This window comes from Acidovorax sp. GW823-FHT05D11 (genome assembly GCF_058795695.1).
In genome coordinates this window covers 2441009-2463962 of sequence record NZ_CM179502.1, presented here as the reverse complement: position 1 = coordinate 2463962, position 22954 = coordinate 2441009, and the positions used below count along the sequence as shown (strand labels likewise).

The following is a 22954-nucleotide window of genomic DNA, read 5'->3' as shown; positions in this document are numbered from 1 at the left end:
ATTGGCGGATGATGCGCGGCATGACAACCTCACACATCACCGTCTACGGCATTCCCAACTGCGACACCGTCAAGAAATCCCGCGCCTGGTTCACGGAACAGGGGCTGGACTACGCGTTCCATGATTTCAAGAAACAGGGCGTTCCCGCCGCCCGCCTCCCCGGCTGGATGTTGGCCGTCGGCTGGGAGAAGCTGGTCAATCGCCAGGGAACCACCTGGCGCAAGCTGGACTCGAACGTCCAGGCAGCCGTGCAAGGCGAAGACAGCGCCAGTGCCCTGATGCAGGCCCAGCCCAGCGTGATCAAGCGCCCGGTGGTCGAGTGGCAGCAGGGCGGCAAGACCCACATCTCGGTGGGTTTTGCCCCCGATCTGTGGCAAACCTGGATGGAACGGCCTGCGGCCGCGTGAATCAAGCGCACAGACCGGGGAAATTGCACAAATCTTTACGCAGATTTACGGCGACCAGGCCCTGGATTGACCTTGCCGGCCTAAACTTTTCCACAGTCTGGTGCGTTATGTACCGACCCGAAAGGAGTTTCTCCATGAAAAAGATCGTCATTTTTTCCGCCATGGCGGCCATCGCCACCATGGCCAGCGCGCAGGAGCAGGGCCGCGTGCTCTCCGCCACCCCCGTCGTGCAGCAGGTCGCCACGCCGCAGCAGGTGTGCGGCAATGAAACGGTGTACAGCGGCAACCGCACCAGCGGCGCTGGCGCCGTGATGGGCGCCATTGCCGGTGGCGCCGCCGGCAATGCCATCGGCAAAGGCAGCGGCCGTGCCGCCGCCACCGCCATCGGCGTGCTGGGCGGTGCCGTGCTGGGCAACCAGATCGAAGGCGGACAGCCCCAGTACCAGAACGTGCAGCGTTGCACCACCGAGACGTACTACGAAAATCGCACGGTCGGCTACGACGTGGTCTATGAGTACGCCGGGCGCCAGTACACCACCCGCACCCAGACGGATCCGGGCCGCTGGATTCCCTTGAGCGTGCAGCCCGCGGGCCAGACCTACTCCACGCAGCCCGACCCGTACGCTTCGCAAGGCGTGTACAGCCAGCCTGGCGTGGTGACCTCCACCTATCCCGCGCAACCGGTGTACCAGCAGCCCACCTATGTGACGCCGCCCGTCACCGTGATCGAATACGGCTACGACAGCCGCCCGTACTACCCGCACCACCGCAATCCCTACTGGCGCTGAGCCCCTGGCGCCAGCCATCGCAAAGAGCCCTTCGGGGCTCTTTTGCTTGGGCGATCTGCGGGCGGGGGGTTTTTAGTGGGGCCCCGCCGGCCAGGCCGCCGCCCCCCTGCCCTAAAATCGCGGGTTTCCTCCAACCTTATCCAGCGCACCCATGACCACCGAAAAAATCGACGGCGTGTCCGTCACCACCCAGGCCAATGTGTACTTTGACGGCAAGTGCGTGAGCCACGGCATCACCTTCCCCGATGGCACGAAGAAGTCGGTGGGCGTGGTGCTGCCAGCGACACTCACTTTCAACACCGGCGCGCCGGAAATCATGGAATGCGTGGCGGGCTCGTGCGAGTACAAGCTGGCGGGCACCGACAACTGGGTGAAGTCCTCCGCTGGCGAGAAGTTCAGCGTGCCAGGCAACTCCAAGTTCGACATCCGCGTGACCGAGGCCTACCACTACATCTGCCATTTCGGCTGAACCGGCATTTCCATCGACAAGAACAACGGACGACCGCACATGGCCACCATTCTCCAAAACCTGCCCCTGGGGCAAAAAGTGGGCATCGCCTTCTCGGGCGGCCTGGACACCAGCGCAGCCCTGCACTGGATGAAGCTCAAGGGCGCCGTGCCCTACGCCTACACCGCCAACCTGGGCCAGCCCGACGAACCCGACTACGACGCCATCCCCCGCAAGGCGATGGAGTACGGCGCCGAGAAGGCCCGCCTGGTCGACTGCCGCACGCAGCTGGCCCACGAAGGCATCGCCGCGCTGCAGGCCGGCGCCTTCCACATCTCCACCGGTGGCCTGACCTACTTCAACACCACGCCGCTGGGCCGTGCCGTGACTGGCACCATGCTCGTGGCGGCGATGAAGGAAGACGACGTCAACATCTGGGGCGATGGCTCGACCTTCAAGGGCAACGACATCGAGCGCTTCTACCGCTACGGCCTGCTCACCAACCCCTCGCTCAAGATCTACAAGCCCTGGCTGGACCAGCTGTTCATCGACGAGCTGGGCGGCCGCGCCGAGATGTCGGCGTTCATGACCCAGGCCGGATTCGGCTACAAGATGAGCGCCGAGAAGGCCTACAGCACCGACAGCAACATGCTGGGCGCCACGCACGAGGCCAAGGACCTGGAGTTCCTGTCCAGCGGCATCCGCATCGTCAACCCCATCATGGGTGTGGCGTTCTGGAAGGACGAAGTGACCGTCAAAGCCGAGGAAGTCTCGGTGCGCTTTGAAGAAGGCCAGCCCGTGGCCCTCAACGGCGTGGAGTTCAACGACCCGGTGGAACTGATCCTCGAAGCCAACCGCATCGGCGGGCGCCACGGCCTGGGCATGAGCGACCAGATCGAGAACCGCATCATCGAAGCCAAGAGCCGCGGCATCTACGAGGCCCCGGGCCTGGCGCTGCTGCACATCGCCTACGAGCGCCTGGTGACCGGCATCCACAACGAAGACACCATCGAGCAGTACCGCATGAACGGCCTGAAGCTGGGCCGCCTGCTGTACCAGGGCCGCTGGTTCGACCCGCAGGCCATCATGCTGCGCGAGACCGCCCAGCGCTGGGTGGCGCGCGCCGTGACCGGCACCGTGACGCTGGAGCTGCGCCGTGGCAACGACTACTCGCTGCTCAACACCGAATCGCCCAACCTGACCTACGCACCCGAGCGCCTGTCGATGGAAAAGGTGGAAGACGCGCCGTTCAGCCCGCTGGATCGCATCGGCCAGCTGACCATGCGCAACCTGGACATCTCGGACACCCGCGACAAGCTGGGCGTGTACTCGCGCGCCGGCCTGCTGTCGCTGGGTGGCAATGCCGCACTGGCGCAGTTGGAAAACGACCGCAAGTGATGATGCTGGCAAGGGCGCGGGCGGCCGGGAGCACGCCCGCCCCCCGTACCCTGCCTAACAGGCACAAAAACATGCCCTGCCGCTGGACAGGCAAGCGCGAAAAGCTATCAAATAAATAGCAAATCCACCGATCAGGTGGCTTTTTTTATGCGGCTCCGGCTGCCGGTGTTCTGGCGGACTCCGGGTGCCTGTGCAGAAGGCTATACCACCACGGGCTCGGGCTCCAGCCGGATGCCGAAGCGCTCGTACACGCTGGTCTGGATGGCCTTGGCCAGGGTCATCACCTCGCCGCCGGTCACGCTGTCGGCACCCCGCCCCCGGTTGACCAGCACGAGGGCCTGCTTTTCATACACGCCGGCCTTGCCGATGGACTTGCCCTTCCAGCCGCAGGCATCGATCAGCCAGCCCGCGGCCAGCTTGATGCTGCCGTCGGGCATGGGGTAGTGCACGATGCGCGGCTCGCGCGCGATGATGTCGGCGCACTGGTCCGGCGACACCGTGGGGTTCTTGAAGAAACTGCCCGCATTGCCCACCACGGCCGGATCGGGCAGCTTGGCGCGGCGGATGTCGCAGACCCAGCCGAAGATCTGCCGCGCCGTGGGATGCTCCACGCCCTCTTCCATGCGGCGGCGCTCCAGGTCGAGGTAGCCCAGCACCGGTTTCCAGGGCTTGGGCAGGCGAAAGCGCACATGGATGATCACCGCCCGGCCTTCCAGTCCCATGCCGCGCGGCAACCCGCCCGCATCCAGTGCCTCCGACGGCGCATGCTTGAACACCGAATCCCGGTAGCCAAAGCCGCACTGGGCGGCATCCAGCGTGAACGTCCGGCCCGTGGCCAGGTCCATCGCGTCCAGCGACTCGAAGCGGTCCTGCAGTTCCACGCCATACGCGCCGATGTTCTGCACGGGCGCAGCCCCCACGGTGCCCGGGATCAGCGCCAGATTCTCCAGGCCCGCGTAGCCCTGCTCCAGCGTCCAGGCCACGCAGTCGTGCCAGACCTCGCCCGCGCCCGCCTCCACGATCCAGGCCTTGGGCGTGTCCTCCACCAGGCGCAGGCCCTTGATCTCCATCTTGAGCACGACGGGTTTCACATCGCCCGTCAGGATGATGTTGCTGCCACCGCCCAGGACGAATTTGGGCGCCGCGGCCAAAGCGGAAGCGTTCAGCACGGCCAGCACATCGGCCGCCGAGCGCACGCGCACCAGGGTTTGGGCGCGCGCAGCGATGCCAAAGGTGTTCCAGGGCTGCAAAGGGGCGTTTTTCTCGACTACCATTGGCCCGATTGTCGCACCGGGCCCTTCCGGCCCCCTGCGAATTGCACCGTTTCCCCTGAGATTGAGAGCCACCATGCCATCTTTTGACACCGTCTGCGAAGCCAACCTCGTCGAAGTGAAAAACGCGGTCGAGAACACCGCCAAGGAAATCGCCACCCGCTTCGACTTCAAGGGCACTTCGGCCAGCATCGAGATTAAGGACAAGGACATCACGCTGATCGGCGACGCCGACTTCCAGCTCACCCAGATCGAGGACGTGCTGCGCAACAAGCTCACCAAGCGCAACGTCGATGTGCGCTTTCTCGACCTGGGCGATGTCCAGAAAATGGGTGGCGACAAGGTCAAGCAGGTCATCAAGGTGCGCAACGGCATCGAGAGCGAGCTGGCCAAGAAGATCCAGAAGCTGCTCAAGGAGAGCAAGCTCAAGGTGCAGGGCGCCATCCAGGAAGACAAGGTGCGCGTGACCGGCGCCAAGCGCGACGACCTGCAGGCGGCCATGGCGCTCATCCGCAAGGACGTGACCGACGTGCCCCTGTCCTTCGACAACTTCCGCGACTGAGATGGAGCACCCCCTGAGTCGCTTCGCGCCTTCCCCCTCCAGGGGGACGACGCCCTCGCTGCGGGGCGGCCCTGGCTTGGCGTCCCTCACCTGGGCCGCGCCAGTTCCGAGGTACGGGGGAGGCGCACAGCGCCATCGACGAATGACGATCCACTCCTTTGCCCTGGCCGCGCTGGTTGCTCTGTGCTTGGCCCCGTCCTGGGCCCATGCGCAGGCGGTGGCGCTGGCGGGCATGCTGGGCAGCAAGGCCTTGCTGGTGGTGGATGCCAACCCACCGCGCGCGGTCGGGGCGGGCGATGAATACAAAGGCGTGAAGGTGATCGCCGTCACCGGGGACGAGGCCACCGTCGAAGTCAAGGGAGCGCGCCGCACCCTGCGGCTGGGCGAGGCCCCCGTGAGCGTGGGCAGCCGGGGAGGCAGCGGCAAGCGCATTGTGCTGATGGCCGACAGCCGCGGGCATTTCGTCAACAGCGGCACGATCAACGGCCGCGTGATGCAGTACATGGTCGACACGGGCGCCTCCACCGTGGCCATCGGGCGGCCCGACGCGGAACGGATGGGCCTGAACTACCAGAGCGGCCAACCCGTGCGCATGAGCACCGCGAACGGAGTGGCGCAAGGGTGGCGCATGAAGCTCGACTCGGTGCGCATCGGCGACGTCGAGGTGTTCGGGGTCGAAGCCGTCATCACCTCGCAGGCCATGCCCTACGTGCTGCTGGGCAACAGCTTCCTGACCGAGTTCCAGATGACCCGCATCAACGACCAGATGGTGCTGGAAAAGCGCAACTGAGCCCCCGACGCGCACCGCCATGTCCGTCCACCATCACGCCGGCCACCACCATCACGCCGGCCACCACCACCACGCCGAAGGCGAATACGAGGACCTGCTGAGCCTGTGGGCGGACCTGGAATCCGCGCTGTCGGTGCTGCTGTCCCGCCCGCTGCAGGTGCAGGACTTCGCCGCCAAGGTGCGCCAGTTCGATGGCTGGCTGCAAGACCTGGTGGCGCACGATATCGACGCCGCCCTGTACCTGATGTTCCAGCTGGCCTCCACGTCCACCGTGGGCTACAGCGCCTCCCACGCCCTGGTGTGCGGCACGCTGTGCCACATCATGGCCCATGAGCTGGAGCTGCCCGCGCGCGAGCGCGACAGCCTGGTGCGCGCGGCCTTGACCATGAACATCGGCATGACCGCCCTGCAGGACGAACTGGCCGAGCAGCGCGAGCGCCCCACCACGGCCCAGCAGGAGGCCATCAAGAGCCACCCGCTGGAAAGCCAGGCACTGCTGGAGCGCCTGTTCATCAATGACGCGCTCTGGCTGGACGTGGTCGGGCAGCACCACGCCAGCATTGCCGACCGTGTGCCGCTGGCCCAGCAAGAGCCCGAAGACCGCCTCACCCGCGTCCTGAGCACCATTGACCGCTACGCGGCCATGATCAGCCCGCGCAAGTCGCGCGCCGGCCGCAGCGCGACCGATTCGGTGCGCGCCCTCGTGGGCCAGGAGGTGGACCAGCGCGACGAAGTGAGCTACACCCTGGTGCGCTCCATCGGGCTGTGCCCGCCAGGCACCTTCGTGAAGCTCGACAACGGCGAGACGGCCATCGTGCTGCGCCGCAGCGAAAAGGCCAACCACCCTTTGGTGGCAAGCCTGCTGGACCGCAGCGGCCACCACCACACCCAGCCCAGCCTGTACCAGACAGCCAGCGGAAAACCCCGCATCCAGTCCGCGCTGGCCCGCTCCGCCGTGGGGCTGGAGCTCAACCACCGCACCATGGTGCGCCTGGGACTGTATGCGGCACAGCACAGCGCGGGGCTGCGGGGACTCATCACCGGGCCAGGGTCGCTCTGATCCCGATGAAAAAACCGGGTGGGGCAATGCAAAAAAAAGGCGGCTCCCGGCCGCCTTGGTGCCCGGCAGCGGCCAGCGCCGCCCGGCCTCAGCGCTTGCCGGGTGCCGCCTCGGCTCCCGGCTTGGCCTTCTTGCTGCCCAGGCGCGACTCCTTGCCTTCGATGAGCCGCTGGATGTTCTCCTTGTGGCGCCATGCCAGCAGCACGCCCATCACGACGATGGACGCGGCAATCGTGCCTTCGGCGTACCACACCACGCCATCCACCAGCAGGTAGTACACCGGAGCGAATGCCGCGGCCACCAGCGAGGCAAGCGACGAATACCGGAAGAAGAAGGCGATGATGAGCCAGGTGACGGCCGTGGCCAGCCCCAGCCAGACGCTGATGCCCAGCAGCACGCCCAGCGCCGTGGCCACGCCCTTGCCGCCCTGGAAGCGGAAGAAAACCGGCCACAGGTGGCCCAGGAAGGCGGCCAGACCCACCATGGCCACGGTGCCGTCCTCCAGCCCGTAGGGGCGGCCGAACCACATCACCAGCGCCACGGGCAGCCAGCCCTTCAGGGCGTCGAGCAGCAGCGTCACGATGGCCGCGGCCTTGCTGCCCGACCGCAACACATTGGTCGCCCCCGGATTCTTGCTGCCATAGGTGCGCGGGTCGCTCAGTCCCATCACGCGCGTCACGATGACGGCGAAAGAGAGCGAGCCCAGCAGGTAGGCGGCCACGGCGGCGAGAACGGGATAGACGGCGGTCAAAGCAACTCCTCGGTAATCGGATGGTTCAGCCCTTGGAGGCTGTTCAATGGCTATTCATGGGCTGTTTTTCCCGGCGGCCTATTCTGCCAGCGCGCAATGCACGGGCTTCGCCCCCAGCAGCCGCACACACACCTGCGGGTCCAGCTGCACCAGAAAGCCCCTGCGCCCGCCGTTGATGGCGATGCGGGGCAAGGCGAGGATGGTCTCCTCGATGTACACCGGCATGGCGCGCCGTGTGCCGAACGGCGAAGTGCCACCCACCAGGTAGCCACTGTGGCGGTTGGCCACCTCGGGGGCACAGGGCTCCACCGACTTGGCGCCGATCTGGCGTGCGAGGTTCTTGGTGGAGACCTTGCGGTTGCCATGCATCAGCACCAGCAGCGGCTTGGCATCCTGGTCCTGCATGACCAGCGTCTTGACCACGGTGAAGGGGTCGAGCCCCAGCACCTCGGCGCTGTGCAATGCGCCTCCGTGCTCCAGGTAGTCATAGGGGTGCTCGGTGAAAGCCACCTTGTTGGCCTTGAGCAACTGGGTGGCTTGGGTCTCGGAAACGTGTTCTTTCTTGGCCATGGTGCGGTGTGCGTAGGAAGCGAATGGTATCCAGTTGTGAACGCCCCTCGGCGGTCAGGGTGCGGCGGGCCGCATGGCCACCGCGGTCCTGCGCCGCCCCACCTTGCGCTTGCCGTACTGCTCGATGGCCGCCACCAGCGCCTGCGTGAACTGCTGCACCAGGGCCGACGGGACCCGCCCCTCGGCCGCCAGCACCTGCAGGCGCCGCTGCTGCAGCTGTGTTTCATCGAACGGCCTGGCCGCCAGCAGCCCGGCCTCCACCCAGCGCGCAGCCGTCAGATAGCTGGCCAGGGCCACGTCCTGGCCGCTGAGCAGCGGCAGCAGCGCCGAGGAAAAATTGCTCTCCACGGCAGGCACGTAGCGCAGGCCCTGCACCGCGCAGCTCAGGTCAAACAGCTGCCGCCCGGTGATGCTGCTGGCCCCCAGCAACAGCGGGTAGCGCACCACATCGGCCACCGACACGCTGCGCTGGCGCGCGAGCGGGTGCTGCGCCGGCATGATGGCGTAGATCGGTGCAATGGCCGAGTGCAGCAGCTGCAGCCCCTTCTCGGGAGCGACGCTGTATTTCAGCGCCAGGTCGACCTCGCCGCGCAGCGCCAGGGCCGACACCTCGTGCGGCACGGCCACCTGCAACTGCAGCTGCACCTGCGGGTGCGCCTGCCGGAAGGCCGACATCACCAGGGGCATGAAGGTGGCGGCGAAGCCCTCGGTGCAGGCCACGCGCACGCGCACCGCGCCTTGGGCCGACAGCCCCCGCAACTGCGCCATGAGCTCCACGGACTGCACGTCATGGGCGTTGGCATGCGCCAGCAGGCGGGTGCCCGCCTCGGTCAAGGCCATGCCGCGCGCCTGGCGCTCGAACAGCACCACCCCCAGGCTGTCCTCCAGCTTGCCAAGCTGGCGGCTCACGGCGGACGCGGCCACATGCAGACGCTGCGCCGCCTGGTTGACGGAGCCGGTGCGCGCCACTTCCAGAAAGTAGCGCAGGGGCAGGCTGAGCAGTGAAACGGGCATGGTGGGGCAATGAACAAAAAGAGAATGGTCAATTGCCAAATCTCTATCCATGGCAATGGTAAACCGGCGCCCATCTTGCATGGTTTAAGGCTCCAATTCACCCATGGCCGTGTGCCACAGCGGTGCCGCCTTCAAGGTGGCACCGCCTGCGCCACGGGCCCCACCTTCCGGAGTCCGCATGAAACGCCTTGTTCAAGCCTCTTTGCTGTCCGCCGCCCTGTCCTGCGCCGCCAGCCTCTCCCATGCCCAGGCGGCGCCCGCCGATGCGTGGCCCCAGCGCCCGGTGCGCATGGTCGTGCCCTTTCCGCCCGGCGGCGGCACGGATGCCGTGGCCCGCGCACTGGGCCAGAAGCTGTCGGTGCGCCTGGGCAAGCCCGTGGTCATCGACAACAAGCCAGGGGCGTCCACCATCATCGGGACCGAGGCCGTGGTGCGGGCAGACCCCGACGGCTACACGCTGCTGGTGTCTGGCTCCACCAGCTACACGGTGAACCCGGCCCTGCGCAGCAAGCTGCCCTACGACCCCGCCAGGGACCTGGTGCCCGTGGCCACCGTGGCCCGCGCGCCCCTGGTGCTGGTGGTCAGCGCCACCGCGCCCTACAAGGACCTGAACGCGCTGATCGCCGCAGCCAAGGCCGCGCCCAAGGGCATTCACTACGCCACGTTCGGTTCCGGCTCGGGCCCGCACCTGGCGGGGGCGCTGCTGGAGCAGGCCGCGGGCATCAAGCTGCAGGACGTGCCCTACCGGGGCAGCAGCCAGTCGCTGATGGCCCTCATCGGCGGGGAAATCCAGCTCGGCATCGACACCGTGGCCGCCGCCGCGCCGCAGGTGAAGGCCGGCAAGCTGCGCGCGCTGGCGATTGCGGGCAAATCGCGCTCGAGCATGCTGCCCGGCGTGCCCACGGTGGAAGAACTGAAGCTGCCCGATGCGGTGTTCGACGCCTGGTATGCCATTGCCGCACCCGCCAGGACACCGGCGGCCATCATCAGGAAGCTGGTGGCTGACGTGGAGGCCGTGACCCGCGACAGCGGCATGCAGGAGCAGATGCGCGCCCAGGGCATGGAACCCGTGCACCTGGGGCCCGCGGCCACGCGCGCCGTGATCGACGACGAGATCGGCCGCTACCGTGCGCTGGCCCACCGCGCGCAGATCGTGGTGGAGTGAAGCTGACAAAAGGAGAACACGATGAACCGAGAGCAACTGATCCAGAACGTCCAGCGCTACTTCGACGACGGCCGCTTTGCCGGCGACCTGCGCCGCCGCGTGGCCTGGCGCACCGAGAGCGACACCGGCAAGGTGCCGCCTGAACTGCGCACCTACCTCACCGACGAAATGGTGCCGTGGCTTGCGCCCCTGGGCTTCGAATGCCAGGTGCTGGACAATCCCTCGCCCCTGGGCGGGCCCTTCCTCATCGCCCGGCGCGTGGAAGACCCGGCCCTGCCGACCGTGCTGACCTACGGGCACGGCGACGTGGTCAATGGCCAGGAGAGCAACTGGCGCGAAGGCCTCTCGCCCTGGGAACTGACCATCGAGGGCGAGCGCTGGTATGGCCGTGGCACCGCCGACAACAAGGGCCAGCACACGGTGAGCCTGGCGGCCCTGGCCCACGCCATCGAGGCGCGCGGCGGCCGGCTGGGCTACAACGTGACCTTGATCATGGAGATGGGCGAAGAGGCCGGCTCGCCCGGCCTGGGCGCGTTCTGCGAGCAGCACAGCGACGCGCTGAAGGCCGACCTGTTCGTCGCCAGCGACGGCCCGCGCGTGAACGCGGGCCACCCCACCCTCTTCCTGGGCTCGCGCGGCGCGATCAACTTCTCGCTCACCGTGCGCAGCCGCGACAAGGCCTATCACTCGGGCAACTGGGGTGGCGTGCTGGCCAATCCGGCCACCGTGCTCACGCACGCGCTGGCCACGCTCGTCGATGCCAAAGGCCGCATCCTCGTCAAGGGCCTGCTGCCGCCCGCGGTTCCCGGCAAGCTGCGCACCGCCCTCAAGGATGTGGTGATCGGCGCAGGCGCCGACGACCCCGCGCTCACGCCCGGCTGGGGCGAGCCGGGCCTCACGCCGGCCGAGCAGTTGGTGGGCTGGAACACGCTCGAAGTGCTGGCCCTGGGCGCGGGCTCTCCCCAGCGCCCGGTCAATGCCATTCCGTCCGGTGCGGTGGCGCACTGCCAGCTGCGCTTCGTGGTGGGCACCGACTGGCACAACGTCGAGCGCACGCTGCGCGAACACCTGGACGCCCGTGGCTTCACCGACGTGGCCATCGGCATGGGCATGGTGTGCGGCGCCACGCGGCTGGACCTGCACAACCCCTGGGTGGACTGGACGCTGGCATCGCTGCAGGCCAGCGCGGGCCAGCGCGCCACGCTGCTGCCCAACCTGGCGGGCTCGCTGCCCAACGACATCTTCGCCGACCAGCTGGGCCTGCCCACGCTGTGGGTGCCGCATTCGTACCCGGCCTGTGCCCAGCACGCGCCCAACGAGCATCTGCTGGCCTCCGTGGCGCGCGAAGGGCTGGCGGTGATGGCGGGCTTGTTCTGGGACCTGGGCGAGGCGCAAGGCGTGCCGTGGAAAGCCGGCGCGCTGAGCACACCGGAAGCCCCGGCGGCGGCGTGAGCTACTGGCCGCGACCCATTGCGCGTGGCCTGAAAAACTGGCGCGGCCCCAGGCGAGAGACACCAGGCAAGGGCCGCCCCGCAGCGAGTGTGTCGTCCCCCTTCAAGGGGGAAGGCGCCGCAGGCGACTCAGGGGGGGCCCTTACAGTGCCGGGTCGCGCACTTCCCAGCGGATCGCGTCGATCGCCTGCAGCACCTCGGGCGGCAGCTGGGTGCCCCAGGCGTTCAGGTCTTCGTCAAGCTGCGCCACCGACGTGACGCCGATGATCGTGCTGGCCACCTGCCACTTGGTGTAGCAGAACGCCAGCGCCATCTGGGTGGGCGTGAGGCCGTTGTCGCGGGCCAGCTGGTTGTATCGGCGCGCGGCGGCCAGCGCCTCGGGGCGGCCCCAGCGCTGCTTGCGCACGGATTCGTACGTGGCGATGCGCGCACCCTGCGGGGCACCCGGGCCGGTGAGGCCGCTGCCGTCGTACTTGCCCGTCAGCAGGCCAAAGCCCAGGGGCGAATACGCCAGCAGCCCGACATTCAAGCGATGGCAGGTTTCATCCAGGCCGTTTTCCCAGGTCCGGTTGATCAGGCAATACGGGTTCTGCACCGTGGCCACGCGCGGCAGGCCGTGCTGCTCGGCCAGGCGCACGAACTCGTGCACGCCATAGGGTGTTTCGTTCGACAGGCCGATGTGGCGCACCTTGCCGGCCTTGACCAGGCCCGCCAGCGCGTCGAGCTGCTCGCGGATGGGGTTCTGCGACGTTTCCTTGGCCGGGTCGTAGTACAGGTTGCCAAAGGCAGGCACGTGGCGCTCGGGCCAGTGGATCTGATAGAGATCGATCACGTCGGTCTGCAGGCGGCGCAGGCTGCCCTCGCACGACGCCACGATGTCGGCGGCGGCCATGCCCTTGCCTTCGCGCACCCAGGGCATCCCGCGCGAAGGACCCGCCACCTTGGTGGCCACCACCAGCTTCTGGCGCGCGCCGGGGTTCCGGGCAAACCAGTTGCCGATGATGGTTTCGGTGGCGCCAAAGGTCTCGGCCCTGGCGGGCACCGAGTACATCTCGGCCGTGTCGATGAAGTTCACGCCACGGTCGAGCGAGCGCGCCAGGATGGCGTGCGAATCGGCTTCACCCACCTGCTCGCCAAAGGTCATGGTGCCCAGACAGATGGGAGTGACCTGCAGATCGCTGGTGCCGAGTTGGATTTTTTGCATGGGAAGAAGGAGTACGGGCAAACGAAGGACTGCGCAGAATAATGGATTTCGCCGTGCTCTGCAGGCCGCCTCGCCATGCCCGAAGGCCCCTGCCCCGCCATCCCGCGCGAGCTGGCTGCCGCCCTTGCCGGCGGGGCGATCGAGGGCTCCGACCACAACACGTCCATCGGCAAGGACCGTCCGGGTCCACCCGCAAGTCCACCGCATCGCCGCTGAGCCACCAGCCGCGCAGGCGACACCGAGGGCGGCAGGCATCCGGCCGCCCCATTACCATCCGGGGGCACCCGCAGGCCCTGGGCTTTGCGGGACTTTCCTGCCGCCCCACTTCGCGCCGCCGCCCATGTACACCCCGCTCAAGCCCTCCCGCAGCAGCACGCTGCCCCTGCGCCACCTGAACTACCACGTCCGCCACTGGGGCCCCGAGGACAGCGCGCGGCCCACCCTCGTCCTGCTGCACGGCTGGATGGACGTGAGCGCGTCCTACCAGTTCACGGTGGACGCGCTGCGGCAGGAGCGCCGCATCATCGCGCCCGACTGGCGCGGCTTCGGCCTGACCTCCGCCGCCCAGGCCGACCACTACTTCTTTGCCGACTACCTGGCCGACCTGGACCTGCTGCTGGACCACTGTGCACCCGGCGAAGCCATCGACCTCGTGGGCCACAGCATGGGCGGCAACATCGCCATGATGTACGCGGGCGTGCGGCCCGAGCGCATCCGCCGCCTCGTCAACCTGGAGGGCTTCGGCATGCCCGCCTCGCGGCCCGAGCAGGCGCCCAGGCGCTATGCGCAGTGGATCGACGAGCTCAAGCAGCTGCGCAGCGGCGAACTGGCCCTCAAGACCTACGACAGCCAGGACGGCGTGGCCCGCCGCCTCATGAAGACCAACCCGCGCCTGTCCGAAGACAAGGCCCGGTGGCTGGCCGGCCACTGGGCCCGGCCCAACGCGCAGGGCCAATGGGAAATCCTGGGCGACCCGGCCCACAAGATCACCAGCGCGCAGCTCTACCGGCTGGACGAGGCGCTCGCGCTGTACGGCCGCATCTCCGCGCCCGTGCTGGCCGTGGAGGCCAGCGACGACAGCCTGGGCCAGTGGTGGAAAGGCAAGTACAGCCTGGAGGAATACCACCAGCGCCTGACCCATGTGCGCGACGTGCGCACCGCCGTCGTGCAGGACGCCGGGCACATGCTGCACCACGACCAGCCCGGGCAGGTGGCACAGCTCATCGAGCAGTTTCTCGCCCCCTCCTGAGCAGCCTTCAAGCAAAAATGGCCTCCAGCGCTTATCCATCAAGCGCTGGCAGCTATCATTTTTGAAAGACCCGGCATCCGATGGCGCCACCACGGGCCAAGGCGGCCCGGGCGGGCGGCCCGCCTGGGGGCTTTGCCGGGGCGCGGTGCCGTCCCATGAGAAAATCGCTGGTTATTCCACAGAACACACAGGACAAGAATCATGGACGCAGAACGCATCAACCTCATCGGCACCACCCTCGGCGACCTAGCCCTGCGCACGCAAGAGTTACGGAGGTATCTTTGACTTCGATGCCAAATTCGAACGCCTGCGCACGGTAAACGCGTCGCTGGAAGACCCTTCGGTCTGGAACGATCCCAAGAAGGCCCAGGAGCTGGGCAAGGAACAGAAGTCGCTGAACTCCGTCGTGCTCACGCTCGACAAGCTCACGCGCGAGCTGGCCGATAACACCGAGCTCTATGAAATGAGCAAGGAAGAAGGCGACGAACCCGGCCTCCTGACCATCGAGGCCGAGACGGCCAAGCTGCGCCCGCTCATCGAAGAGCTGGAGTTCCGCCGCATGTTCAGCAACGAGGCCGACCCGCTCAACTGCTTTGTGGACATCCAGGCCGGCGCCGGCGGCACCGAGGCCTGCGACTGGGCCAGCATGCTGCTGCGCCAGTACCTCAAGTACGCCGAGCGCAAGGGCTTCAAGACCACCGTCGAGGAAGAAACCCCGGGCGACGTGGCGGGCATCAAGAGCGCCACGATCAAGGTCGAGGGCGAATACGCCTACGGCCTGCTGCGCACCGAGACCGGCGTGCACCGCCTGGTGCGCAAGAGCCCGTTCGACTCGTCGGGCGGCCGCCACACCAGCTTCGCCAGCCTGTTCGTCTACCCCGAGATCGATGACTCGATCCAGATCGACATCAATCCGGCCGACGTGCGCACCGACACCTACCGCGCCTCCGGCGCGGGTGGGCAGCACATCAACAAGACCGACTCGGCCGTGCGCCTCACGCACATCCCCACCGGGATCGTGGTGCAGTGCCAGGACGGCCGCAGCCAGCACGGCAACCGCGACATCGCGTGGCAGCGACTGCGCTCGCGCCTGTACGACCACGAGATGCGCAAGCGCCAGGAAGAGCAGCAAAAGCTCGAGGACACCAAGACCGACGTGGGCTGGGGCCACCAGATCCGCAGCTACGTGCTGGACAACAGCCGCATCAAGGACCTGCGCACCAACGTCGAGATCTCGGCCACGCAGAAGGTGCTGGACGGCGATCTGGACGCGTTCATCGAAGCCAGCCTGAAGCAGGGCGTGTGATGCACGCCGAGGCCATCATCTTCGACATGGACGGCACCATGATCGACTCCATGCCCTGGCACGCCAAGGCCTGGGTCGAATTCACCCGGCGCCGCGGCATGGACATCGACGTGCCCGATCTCATGGCGCGCACCACGGGCCGCAACGGCACCGAGTGCATCCGCGAGCTGCTGGGCCGCGATGTGCCGCAGGATGAGGCCGACGCGCTCACCCGCGAGAAGGAAGACATCTACCGCGAGCTGTTCGGGCCCCGCTTCACCGAAGTGGCGGGCTTTCGCCGCTTTGCCGCACAGCTCGGCGAACGCGGCCTGAAAGTGGCCGTGGGCACCGCCGGCGATATCCACAACGTGCAGTTCGCGATGACACGCCTGGGCCTGGAGCCCGCGCCCCTGGCCATCGTGCGCGGCGACGAAGGCCTGCCCGGCAAACCCCAGCCCGCGATCTTCCTGGAGGCGGCGCGCCGCATCGGCGCCAGCCCCGCACACTGCATCGTCTTCGAGGATGCGCCTTTCGGCATCGAAGCCGCGCGCCGCGCGGGCATGCGCGCCGTGGCGATCTGCAGCACGCACAGCGCGCAGGAACTGGCCGGGCCCCACGTGCTGGCCGCCGTGCGCGACTACACCGAACTCATGAACACCGACTTTCTGGAGAGCCTCCATGTTGCAACTGCATAAAGCCGACGGAAGCGGAGAAGGCGCCGGCCCGGCCGTCGCCATCCGCCGCGAGGACTACACCGCGCCTGCCTACTGGATCGACAGCGTCGAGCTCACGTTCGACCTGGACCCCGCCAAGACCCGCGTGCTCAACCGCATGCTGCTGCGCCGCAACCCCGAGGTGGCCGAGCAGCCGCTCAAGCTCGACGGCGAGGACCTGAACCTGGCGCGCGTGCTGGTCAACGGCCAGGGCACCTCGTTCAAGATGGAGGGCTCGCGCCTGGTGCTGGAGAACCTGCCCACGGGCACGGACGCCTTCGCGCTCGAGATCTTCACCACCTGCTGCCCCGCCAAGAACACGCACCTGATGGGCCTGTACGTGAGCCAGGGCACGTTCTTCACGCAGTGCGAGGCCGAGGGCTTTCGCCGCATCACCTACTTCCTGGACCGCCCGGACGTGATGGCCAGCTACACCGTCACCCTGCGCGCCGACAAGGCCCAGTACCCGGTGCTGCTGTCCAACGGCAACCTGGTGGACAGCGGCGACCTGGAGGACGGCCGCCACTTCGCCAAGTGGGTGGACCCGCACAAGAAGCCCTGCTACCTGTTCGCCCTGGTGGCGGGCAAGCTGGTGGCCCGCGAGCAGAAGATCAAGAGCCGTTCGGGCACCGAGCACCTGCTGCAGGTGTACGTGCGCCCCGGCGACCTGGGCAAGACCGAACACGCCATGAATTCGCTGATGTACAGCGTGGCCTGGGACGAGGCCCGCTTCGGCCTGCCGCTGGACCTGGAGCGCTTCATGATCGTCGCCACCAGCGACTTCAACATGGGCGCCATGGAGAACAAGGGCCTGAACATCTTCAACACGAAGTACGTTCTGGCCAGCGAGGCCACGGCCACCGACACCGACTTCGCCAACATCGAAAGCGTGGTGGGCCACGAATACTTCCACAACTGGACCGGCAACCGCGTGACCTGCCGCGACTGGTTCCAGCTGAGCCTGAAGGAAGGCCTGACCGTCTTTCGCGACCAGGAATTCAGCCAGGACCTGGCGGGCAGCCCCTCGGCCCGCGCCGTCAAGCGCATCGAGGACGTGCGCGTGCTGCGCACCGCCCAGTTCCCCGAGGACGCGGGCCCCATGGCCCACCCGGTGCGCCCCGACAGCTACGTCGAGATCAACAACTTCTACACCGTCACCATCTACGAAAAGGGTGCCGAGGTGGTGCGCATGATGCACACCCTGGTGGGCCGCGACGGCTTCGCCAGGGGCATGAAGCTGTACTTCGAGCGCCACGACGGCCAGGCCGTGACCTGCGACGACTTCGCCCAGGCCATCGCCGATGCCAACCCCGCGAGCGACCTTGCACGCCTTCTGCCCCAGTTCAAGCGCTGGTACAGCCAGGCAGGCACGCCGCGCGTTCGGGCCACGGGCCGCTACGACGCTGCCACGCGCTGCTATGCGCTCACGCTGTCGCAAAGCTGCGCCCCCACGCCCGGCCAGCCCGCCAAGGAACCCTTCGTCATCCCCGTGGAGCTGGGCCTGCTCGGCGACAGCGGCGCCCCCCTGCCCCTTCACCTGGCGGGCGAAGGCGCCGCGCAGGCAGCCTCGCGCGTGGTGGTGCTGACCGAAGCCTCGCAGACGCTGACCTTCACGGACCTGGACAGTGAACCCGTGCCCTCGCTGCTGCGCAACTTCAGCGCGCCCGTGGTGCTGGACATCGACTACACCGATGCCCAGCTGCTCACCTTGCTGGCGCACGATGCCGACGCCTTCAACCGCTGGGAAGCGGGCCAGCGCCTGGCACTGCGCATTGCTATCAATGCAATAGCTGACAGCGCACAACAGACAAGCGCTGGGGGCCATTTTGATCACCAGATCCTGCCGGCCGCGTTTGTGGAAGCGATGCGCGCGGTGCTGCGCAACCCCCTGCTGGATGCAGCCTTCAAGGAACTCGTGCTCACCCTGCCGTCCGAGACCTACATCGCCGAGCAGCTCGATGTGGTGGACCCGCAGCGCATCCACGCCGTGCGCGAAGCCATGCGCGAACAGCTGGCCCTGTCGCTGCAGGCGGACTGGGAGTCGGCCTGGGAGCAGAACCAGGACACCGGCGGCTACAGCCCCGATCCTGTCTCTTCGGGCCGCCGCGCGCTCAGCGGGCTGGCGCTGCACATGCTGTGCATCGCCGCCCAGAAGACGGGCGATGTGGTCTGGCCCGGCAAGGCCTACCAGCGCTTCAAGGTGGCCAGCAACATGACGGACCGCTTCAACGCACTGACCGCCCTGGTGGCCAGCGGCAGTGAACTGGCGGCCCCTGCCCTGGCACGCTTCCATGCGCTGTTCAAGGACGAACCCCTGGTCATCGACAAGTGGTTCGCGCTGCAGGCCGGCGCGCCGGACCGTGGCGGCAACGTGCTGCCCGCCGTGCGCCAGCTCATGCAGCACCCTGACTTCAGCCTGAAGAACCCGAACCGCGCGCGCAGCGTGATCTTCAGCTACTGCAGCGCCAACCCCGGCGCCTTCCACCGTGCAGACGCGGCGGGCTACGTGTTCTGGAGCGACCGCGTGATCGAGCTGGACGCCATCAATCCCCAGGTGGCCGCACGCCTGGCCCGGGCCCTGGACCGCTGGAAGAAGCTCGCAGACCCCTGGCGCACCTCCGCGCGCGAAGCCATCGCCCGTGTTGCCGCCAGGCCCGCGCTCTCCAACGACGTGCGCGAGGTCGTGACCCGTGCACTCGCCGAATAAACCACGACCAAGAAAGGACTGACATGGCAAAAAGCATCAGCCTGACCCGCTACCTCGTTGAACAGCAACGTGTGGACGGCCTCATCCCCTCGCAACTGCGCCTGCTGCTGGAAGTGGTGGCCCGCGCCTGCAAGAGCATCAGCCACGCCGTGAACAAGGGCGCGCTGGGCGGCGTGCTGGGCACGGCCAGCAGCGAAAACGTGCAGGGCGAGATCCAGAAGAAACTCGACATCATCGCCAACGAGGTGCTGATCGAAGCCAACGAATGGGGCGGCCACCTGGCGGCCATGGCCTCGGAGGAAATGGACGGCATCTACCTGGTGCCCAACCGCTATCCGCAAGGCGAATACCTGCTGCTGTTCGATCCTCTCGATGGCTCCAGCAACATCGATGTGAACGTGAGCATCGGCACCATCTTCAGCGTGCTGAAAAAGCCCGATGGCGACCGTGGCGTGGAGGAAGGCGACTTCCTGCAACCCGGCACCCAGCAGGTGGCCGCGGGCTACTGCATCTACGGCCCGCAGACCACGCTGGTGCTCACCGTGGGCGACGGCGTGGCCATGTTCACGCTCGACCGCGAACAGGGCTCCTTCGTGCTGACCGAAGAAAACGTGCGCATTCCCGAGGACACCAAGGAATTCGCCATCAACATGAGCAACATGCGCCACTGGGACGAGCCCGTGAAGCGCTACATCGACGAATGCCTGCAGGGCAAGGACGGCCCGCGCGGCAAGGACTTCAACATGCGCTGGATCGCCAGCATGGTGGCGGATGTGCACCGCATCCTCACCCGCGGGGGCGTCTTCATGTACCCCTGGGACAAGCGCGAACCCAACAAACCCGGCAAGCTGCGCCTGATGTACGAGGCCAACCCCATGGGCTGGCTGGTGGAGCAGGCCGGCGGCGCCGCCACCAACGGCAAGCAGCGCATCCTGGACATCCAGCCCACCCAGCTGCACGAGCGCGTCAGCGTGATCCTGGGATCAAAAAATGAGGTGGAGCGCGTGACAGCCTACCATTCCACGCTATAATTTGAGGCCTACGCCGGTGTAGCTCAGTCGGTAGAGCAGCTCATTCGTAATGAGAAGGTCGGGTGTTCGATTCATCTCTCCGGCACCAAGTCAGCAAATAAAGCCCCGCCATTGGATAAATGGCGGGGCTTTATTTTTTGCGCATGCCGGGAGGGCCTGCTGCCCGGCAGCACCGCCCTTTCTGGCCGCTCAGCGCCCAAAAACACGCAACCCGGCCAGCAAGAGCACGGCCAGCGCCAGCACCAGCGTGGCGGTCTGCCAGAAAACGACCGGATTGCGCTCCACCAGCGGTGCCGCCCTGCGGCGCTGGAACCGCAGCCCTGGGGACTGCAGGTCGTGGATGAACTCCGACACCGCCTCCTGGCGCCTGGCCGGATCGGGGTGCAAGGCCTTCTGCAGCACGGCATCCAGCCAATCCGGCAGGTCGGCCCGCAAATGGCGGATCGGCACGTACCGCAGCCGTTTCACGTCACCCGCCGAGCGGATGCGCACCACCTGCAGGCCATACGGCAGCTGCCCGGACAGCATCTGGTAGGTGAGCACCGCCAGCGAGAACAGGTCGGAACGCGCGCTGCCCCCCATGCCCGCAAAATACTCCGGCGCGGTGTACTGCAAGGTGCCGGCAATGGATGAGCCCATGTCCAGGCCGTGCGCTTCCTCGGCCAGGCCAGCGACCAGCGTGGAGCCGAAGTCGATGATCCGGGCGGTTCCCGTGCGGTCAATCATCACGTTCTCCGGCCGCAGGTCCTGGTGCAGCATTTCCTTGCCATGGAAGGCCTGCAGTCCCTTCGCCACTTGCGCCACCAGGCTGCGCACCGCGTCGAGATCCGGGCGGGGATGGTCGATCATCCACTGCGCCAGGGTCTGGCCCTCCACGAATTCCATGGCCACGTAGACATGCTGGCGCGGCCGGTCGCTGTTGTGTGGCCGGAGCACATGGGGGCTATGAATACGCCGCGCCACCCACTCTTCCAGCAGGAAGCTGTTGAGATAGCCGGCGTCATCGCGCAACGCCGTCGATGGAGTCTTCAGCACCACCTGCTGCCCCGTCGCGCCGTCCACCGCGAGGTGCACGTGGCTGCGCGCGCTCGCGTGCAGTTCGCGCACCACGGTGTAGCCTTCGAAACGCATCCTGGGCGACAGCGGCGGCGCGAACGCGAGGCCTTCGCGCAGCGCATGCAGGCGGTGGGCTTCAGGATCGGGCAGCGCATCGATGCGCAGGATCTGCAGGGTCATGTCGTCGTCGGCGCCGCGGGCCTGCGCACCCTCCACGATATCTTGCGCGGCCTGATCGAAGTCCCCGGGAAACCGTGCCAGAGCCGCATGCACTGCGGCTGCATCGAAATGCGTGTACGCACCGTCGGTGGCCAGCACGTAGAGGGCCCCCACATCGGCCGGCAGGCAGCAATAGTCGATCTCGACATGGGCACTCGTGCCAAGCGCGCGGCCCAGGAACGATTCGGCCGACGACAGGTGGACACGGTGGTCCTGCGTCAGCTGCTCGAGCGACTGCCCGTGAAGGCGATAGATGCGCGCATCCCCCACATGCAGCACATGGACATCGCGGCCTTTCAGGATCAGCGCGCTGAAGGTGGTCACATAGCCGCGGTCCTTGTCGAAACGCGCGTGGCTGCGCATGGTCTGCGCATGCAGCCACGCATTGGTGGCACTCAGAACGCGCTGGGCCGAGCGGCGCACCGACCAGGCGTCGGAGGTGGCGTAGTAGTCGTCCAGGAAACTGCGCACCGAGGCCGCGCTGGCCTCCTGGCTGACCGTGCTGGACCCTATGCCATCGGCCAGGGCGACGACGATCCCCTTGGAGCCGCGCAGCGGCTCGCCGGGCAACATGGCACCATGGAAGTCCTGGTTGACGCCCTTGCGCCCCGCCCGCGAGTGCTGGCCCAGCGTGACGCGCAGCCCGCCCGGATCCGTGCCGTGGCCCATCAGCGGTCCATGGCGCTGCACGCCACCGCCAGCCCATGCAACCGGCGCGGCCCACCCGCCAGCCGCCGCGCGGGGGTCGCCCCGCCGCGCTGGCGGCGTCCCCATGCCCGCAGCGCGCAGCGGCGAGGTCGCTCAGGGAGAAGCTCAGGCATGGTGGCGCTTGGGCGCGGTCTTGTAGTGCGTGGAATACAGCGTGGCACCGACGAAGGTCAGGCCTCCGACCAGATTGCCGAGCACCGTGGGAAGCTCGTTCCAGATCAGATAGTCCATCAGCGTGAACTTGCCGCCCAGCATCAGGCCGGTGGGAAACAGGAACATGTTGACGATGGAATGCTCGAAACCCATGTAGAAGAAGATCATGACCGGCATCCACATGCCGATGGCCTTGCCCGAGACCGTGGTGGACATCATCGCGGCGACCACGCCGGTGGAGACCATCCAGTTGCACATCACGGCACGCACGAACAGCGTGAGCATGCCGGCAGCGCCATGGGCGGCATAGCCCACCGTGCGGCCCTCGCCGATGTGGCCGAGCTTCTCGCCGACGGCATTGGGCGCCTCGCTGAAGCCGAAGGTGAAGATGATGGCCATGAACACCGCCACCGTCAGTGCGCCCGCGAAGTTGCCCACGAACACCAGGCCCCAGTTGCGCAGCACGCCTGCCCAGGTGGCACCTGGGCGCTTGTCGAACACCGCCAGCGGTGCGAGCGTGAACACGCCCGTCAGCAGGTCGAAACCCATCAGGTACAGCATGATGAAGCCCACGGGGAACAGCATGGCGCCGACCAGCGGGTTGCCGGTGTTGACCGTGACGGTCACGGCAAACGCGGCCGCCAGCGCCAGGATGGCGCCGGCCATGTAGGAGCGGATCAGCGTGTCGCGGGTGGACATCAGGAGCTTGGATTCACCGGAGTCGACCATCTTGGTCACGAACTCGGCAGGGGCAAGGTAGGCCATTGAATTTCCTTTGGGACGGGAGACTATTGACAGCGTCCCGGACGGCGGGCCGGCGGAACGCGCAAGGAGGAAAAAAGAAAACGGCGTCCGCTGCGCCGTCCTCCAGTCATCTGGAGGAGACGCAAGGGACGCCGTTATCCTTGGATGCGCGATTCCTTTGCCCGCGGAAGACCACGGACGGTGGGTTGG

Annotated in this window: 21 protein-coding genes and 1 tRNA gene; 15 read left to right on the top strand and 7 right to left on the bottom strand. The window is 67.2% G+C overall.

The features are described from left to right. Positions 1–20 precede the first annotated feature (20 nt). The 4 genes from AC3RCE_RS11510 (at position 21) to argG (ending at position 3041) form a co-directional block, all read left to right on the top strand. Positions 21–407: an arsenate reductase gene (locus tag AC3RCE_RS11510; RefSeq protein ID WP_218338767.1), complete on the top strand. Its 387-nt coding sequence runs from the start codon at positions 21–23 to the stop codon at positions 405–407. A 134-nt stretch (positions 408–541) separates the two neighbouring features. Beyond that, positions 542–1195, top strand: a complete 654-nt coding sequence (locus AC3RCE_RS11505) for a glycine zipper 2TM domain-containing protein (protein WP_218297514.1) — start codon at positions 542–544, stop codon at positions 1193–1195. A 151-nt stretch (positions 1196–1346) separates the two neighbouring features. Continuing rightward, entirely contained in the window at positions 1347–1664 is a 318-nt protein-coding gene (gene ppnP / locus AC3RCE_RS11500) for a pyrimidine/purine nucleoside phosphorylase (protein WP_218297515.1), read from the top strand. Positions 1665–1703: 39 nt separating this feature from the next. Then, positions 1704–3041, top strand: coding sequence for an argininosuccinate synthase (gene argG, locus AC3RCE_RS11495; RefSeq protein ID WP_218297516.1), 1338 nt, complete (start codon positions 1704–1706; stop codon positions 3039–3041). Between the two features lie 200 nt (positions 3042–3241). Here the strand turns inward: argG and murB are convergent, their stop codons facing one another. Continuing rightward, positions 3242–4315, bottom strand: a complete 1074-nt coding sequence (gene murB / locus AC3RCE_RS11490; RefSeq protein WP_492255224.1) for a UDP-N-acetylmuramate dehydrogenase — start codon at positions 4313–4315, stop codon at positions 3242–3244. Positions 4316–4388: 73 nt separating this feature from the next. Here murB and AC3RCE_RS11485 point away from each other — a divergent pair, with 73 nt between their 5' ends. The 3 genes from AC3RCE_RS11485 to AC3RCE_RS11475 all read left to right on the top strand — a co-directional run bounded on the left by AC3RCE_RS11485 (position 4389) and on the right by AC3RCE_RS11475 (position 6724). Next, positions 4389–4874, top strand: coding sequence for a YajQ family cyclic di-GMP-binding protein (locus tag AC3RCE_RS11485; RefSeq protein WP_218297518.1), 486 nt, complete (start codon positions 4389–4391; stop codon positions 4872–4874). A 142-nt stretch (positions 4875–5016) separates the two neighbouring features. Further along, a complete protein-coding gene (locus AC3RCE_RS11480; protein WP_492255223.1) occupies positions 5017–5664 on the top strand; it encodes a retropepsin-like aspartic protease family protein in 648 nt (215 codons plus the stop codon). A gap of 19 nt (positions 5665–5683) precedes the next feature. Further along, positions 5684–6724, top strand: coding sequence for an HD-GYP domain-containing protein (locus AC3RCE_RS11475; protein ID WP_492255222.1), 1041 nt, complete (start codon positions 5684–5686; stop codon positions 6722–6724). Between the two features lie 88 nt (positions 6725–6812). Here AC3RCE_RS11475 and plsY read toward each other — a convergent pair whose 3' ends face one another. The 3 genes from plsY to AC3RCE_RS11460 all read right to left on the bottom strand — a co-directional run bounded on the left by plsY (position 6813) and on the right by AC3RCE_RS11460 (position 9059). Further along, positions 6813–7475 carry a glycerol-3-phosphate 1-O-acyltransferase PlsY gene (gene plsY / locus AC3RCE_RS11470; RefSeq protein WP_218297521.1) on the bottom strand — a complete coding sequence of 221 codons (663 nt, stop codon included), beginning with the start codon at positions 7473–7475 and terminating at the stop codon, positions 6813–6815. A 78-nt stretch (positions 7476–7553) separates the two neighbouring features. After that, positions 7554–8045, bottom strand: a complete 492-nt coding sequence (locus AC3RCE_RS11465) for an aminoacyl-tRNA deacylase (protein ID WP_492255221.1) — start codon at positions 8043–8045, stop codon at positions 7554–7556. A 54-nt stretch (positions 8046–8099) separates the two neighbouring features. Further along, positions 8100–9059 carry a LysR family transcriptional regulator gene (locus AC3RCE_RS11460; RefSeq protein ID WP_492255220.1) on the bottom strand — a complete coding sequence of 320 codons (960 nt, stop codon included), beginning with the start codon at positions 9057–9059 and terminating at the stop codon, positions 8100–8102. A gap of 178 nt (positions 9060–9237) precedes the next feature. Here AC3RCE_RS11460 and AC3RCE_RS11455 point away from each other — a divergent pair, with 178 nt between their 5' ends. Beyond that, on the top strand, positions 9238–10224 hold the full coding sequence (locus AC3RCE_RS11455) for a Bug family tripartite tricarboxylate transporter substrate binding protein (protein ID WP_218297524.1): 987 nt from the start codon (positions 9238–9240) through the stop codon (positions 10222–10224). Between the two features lie 21 nt (positions 10225–10245). Continuing rightward, a complete protein-coding gene (locus tag AC3RCE_RS11450) occupies positions 10246–11676 on the top strand; it encodes a M20 family metallopeptidase (RefSeq protein ID WP_492255219.1) in 1431 nt (476 codons plus the stop codon). A gap of 141 nt (positions 11677–11817) precedes the next feature. Here AC3RCE_RS11450 and AC3RCE_RS11445 read toward each other — a convergent pair whose 3' ends face one another. Continuing rightward, a complete protein-coding gene (locus tag AC3RCE_RS11445) occupies positions 11818–12879 on the bottom strand; it encodes an aldo/keto reductase (protein WP_218297526.1) in 1062 nt (353 codons plus the stop codon). Between the two features lie 340 nt (positions 12880–13219). Here AC3RCE_RS11445 and AC3RCE_RS11440 point away from each other — a divergent pair, with 340 nt between their 5' ends. The 6 genes from AC3RCE_RS11440 to AC3RCE_RS11415 all read left to right on the top strand — a co-directional run bounded on the left by AC3RCE_RS11440 (position 13220) and on the right by AC3RCE_RS11415 (position 19952). Next, the gene (locus AC3RCE_RS11440; RefSeq protein ID WP_492255218.1) at positions 13220–14128 is read left to right on the top strand and encodes an alpha/beta fold hydrolase; all 909 of its coding nucleotides are present in this window, start codon (positions 13220–13222) and stop codon (positions 14126–14128) included. Between the two features lie 201 nt (positions 14129–14329). Continuing rightward, positions 14330–15434 (top strand): peptide chain release factor 2 gene (gene prfB, locus AC3RCE_RS11435; RefSeq protein ID WP_218297528.1). Its coding sequence is split into 2 segments (ribosomal slippage): positions 14330–14410 and positions 14412–15434, totalling 1104 coding nucleotides; the frame shifts between segments, so codons are not numbered across the junction. Beyond that, positions 15434–16108: an HAD family hydrolase gene (locus tag AC3RCE_RS11430; RefSeq protein ID WP_218297529.1), complete on the top strand. Its 675-nt coding sequence runs from the start codon at positions 15434–15436 to the stop codon at positions 16106–16108. Before prfB ends, AC3RCE_RS11430 begins: the two co-directional genes overlap by 1 nt. Beyond that, positions 16092–18833, top strand: a complete 2742-nt coding sequence (gene pepN, locus AC3RCE_RS11425; RefSeq protein WP_492255217.1) for an aminopeptidase N — start codon at positions 16092–16094, stop codon at positions 18831–18833. Before AC3RCE_RS11430 ends, pepN begins: the two co-directional genes overlap by 17 nt. Before the next feature lie 23 nt (positions 18834–18856). Next, entirely contained in the window at positions 18857–19864 is a 1008-nt protein-coding gene (locus tag AC3RCE_RS11420; protein WP_218338775.1) for a class 1 fructose-bisphosphatase, read from the top strand. Positions 19865–19876: 12 nt separating this feature from the next. Beyond that, positions 19877–19952 (top strand) — tRNA-Thr (locus AC3RCE_RS11415). 101 nt (positions 19953–20053) lie between these two features. Here AC3RCE_RS11415 and AC3RCE_RS11410 read toward each other — a convergent pair. Both AC3RCE_RS11410 and AC3RCE_RS11405 read right to left on the bottom strand, forming a co-directional pair. Further along, positions 20054–21808 (bottom strand): bifunctional protein-serine/threonine kinase/phosphatase, encoded by a 1755-nt coding sequence (locus AC3RCE_RS11410; protein ID WP_492255216.1) that lies wholly within the window; start codon positions 21806–21808, stop codon positions 20054–20056. A 144-nt stretch (positions 21809–21952) separates the two neighbouring features. Further along, positions 21953–22765 (bottom strand): formate/nitrite transporter family protein, encoded by an 813-nt coding sequence (locus AC3RCE_RS11405; protein WP_218338790.1) that lies wholly within the window; start codon positions 22763–22765, stop codon positions 21953–21955. Positions 22766–22954: the final 189 nt, after the last annotated feature.

What these genes read in the sequence shown, in the direction of transcription:
- argG (WP_218297516.1), top strand. Translation starts at nt 1,704, where the DNA reads ATGGCCACCATTCTCCAAAACCTGCCCCTGGGGCAAAAAGTGGGCATC.
- AC3RCE_RS11505 (WP_218297514.1), top strand. Translation starts at nt 542, where the DNA reads ATGAAAAAGATCGTCATTTTTTCCGCCATGGCGGCCATCGCCACCATG.
- AC3RCE_RS11410 (WP_492255216.1), bottom strand. Translation starts at nt 21,808, where the DNA reads ATGGGCCACGGCACGGATCCGGGCGGGCTGCGCGTCACGCTGGGCCAG.
- ppnP (WP_218297515.1), top strand. Translation starts at nt 1,347, where the DNA reads ATGACCACCGAAAAAATCGACGGCGTGTCCGTCACCACCCAGGCCAAT.
- AC3RCE_RS11450 (WP_492255219.1), top strand. Translation starts at nt 10,246, where the DNA reads ATGAACCGAGAGCAACTGATCCAGAACGTCCAGCGCTACTTCGACGAC.
- AC3RCE_RS11475 (WP_492255222.1), top strand. Translation starts at nt 5,684, where the DNA reads ATGTCCGTCCACCATCACGCCGGCCACCACCATCACGCCGGCCACCAC.
- AC3RCE_RS11510 (WP_218338767.1), top strand. Translation starts at nt 21, where the DNA reads ATGACAACCTCACACATCACCGTCTACGGCATTCCCAACTGCGACACC.
- pepN (WP_492255217.1), top strand. Translation starts at nt 16,092, where the DNA reads ATGTTGCAACTGCATAAAGCCGACGGAAGCGGAGAAGGCGCCGGCCCG.
- AC3RCE_RS11440 (WP_492255218.1), top strand. Translation starts at nt 13,220, where the DNA reads ATGTACACCCCGCTCAAGCCCTCCCGCAGCAGCACGCTGCCCCTGCGC.
- AC3RCE_RS11455 (WP_218297524.1), top strand. Translation starts at nt 9,238, where the DNA reads ATGAAACGCCTTGTTCAAGCCTCTTTGCTGTCCGCCGCCCTGTCCTGC.
- AC3RCE_RS11480 (WP_492255223.1), top strand. Translation starts at nt 5,017, where the DNA reads ATGACGATCCACTCCTTTGCCCTGGCCGCGCTGGTTGCTCTGTGCTTG.
- AC3RCE_RS11430 (WP_218297529.1), top strand. Translation starts at nt 15,434, where the DNA reads ATGCACGCCGAGGCCATCATCTTCGACATGGACGGCACCATGATCGAC.
- murB (WP_492255224.1), bottom strand. Translation starts at nt 4,315, where the DNA reads ATGGTAGTCGAGAAAAACGCCCCTTTGCAGCCCTGGAACACCTTTGGC.
- AC3RCE_RS11465 (WP_492255221.1), bottom strand. Translation starts at nt 8,045, where the DNA reads ATGGCCAAGAAAGAACACGTTTCCGAGACCCAAGCCACCCAGTTGCTC.
- AC3RCE_RS11485 (WP_218297518.1), top strand. Translation starts at nt 4,389, where the DNA reads ATGCCATCTTTTGACACCGTCTGCGAAGCCAACCTCGTCGAAGTGAAA.
- AC3RCE_RS11460 (WP_492255220.1), bottom strand. Translation starts at nt 9,059, where the DNA reads ATGCCCGTTTCACTGCTCAGCCTGCCCCTGCGCTACTTTCTGGAAGTG.
- AC3RCE_RS11405 (WP_218338790.1), bottom strand. Translation starts at nt 22,765, where the DNA reads ATGGCCTACCTTGCCCCTGCCGAGTTCGTGACCAAGATGGTCGACTCC.
- AC3RCE_RS11445 (WP_218297526.1), bottom strand. Translation starts at nt 12,879, where the DNA reads ATGCAAAAAATCCAACTCGGCACCAGCGATCTGCAGGTCACTCCCATC.
- AC3RCE_RS11420 (WP_218338775.1), top strand. Translation starts at nt 18,857, where the DNA reads ATGGCAAAAAGCATCAGCCTGACCCGCTACCTCGTTGAACAGCAACGT.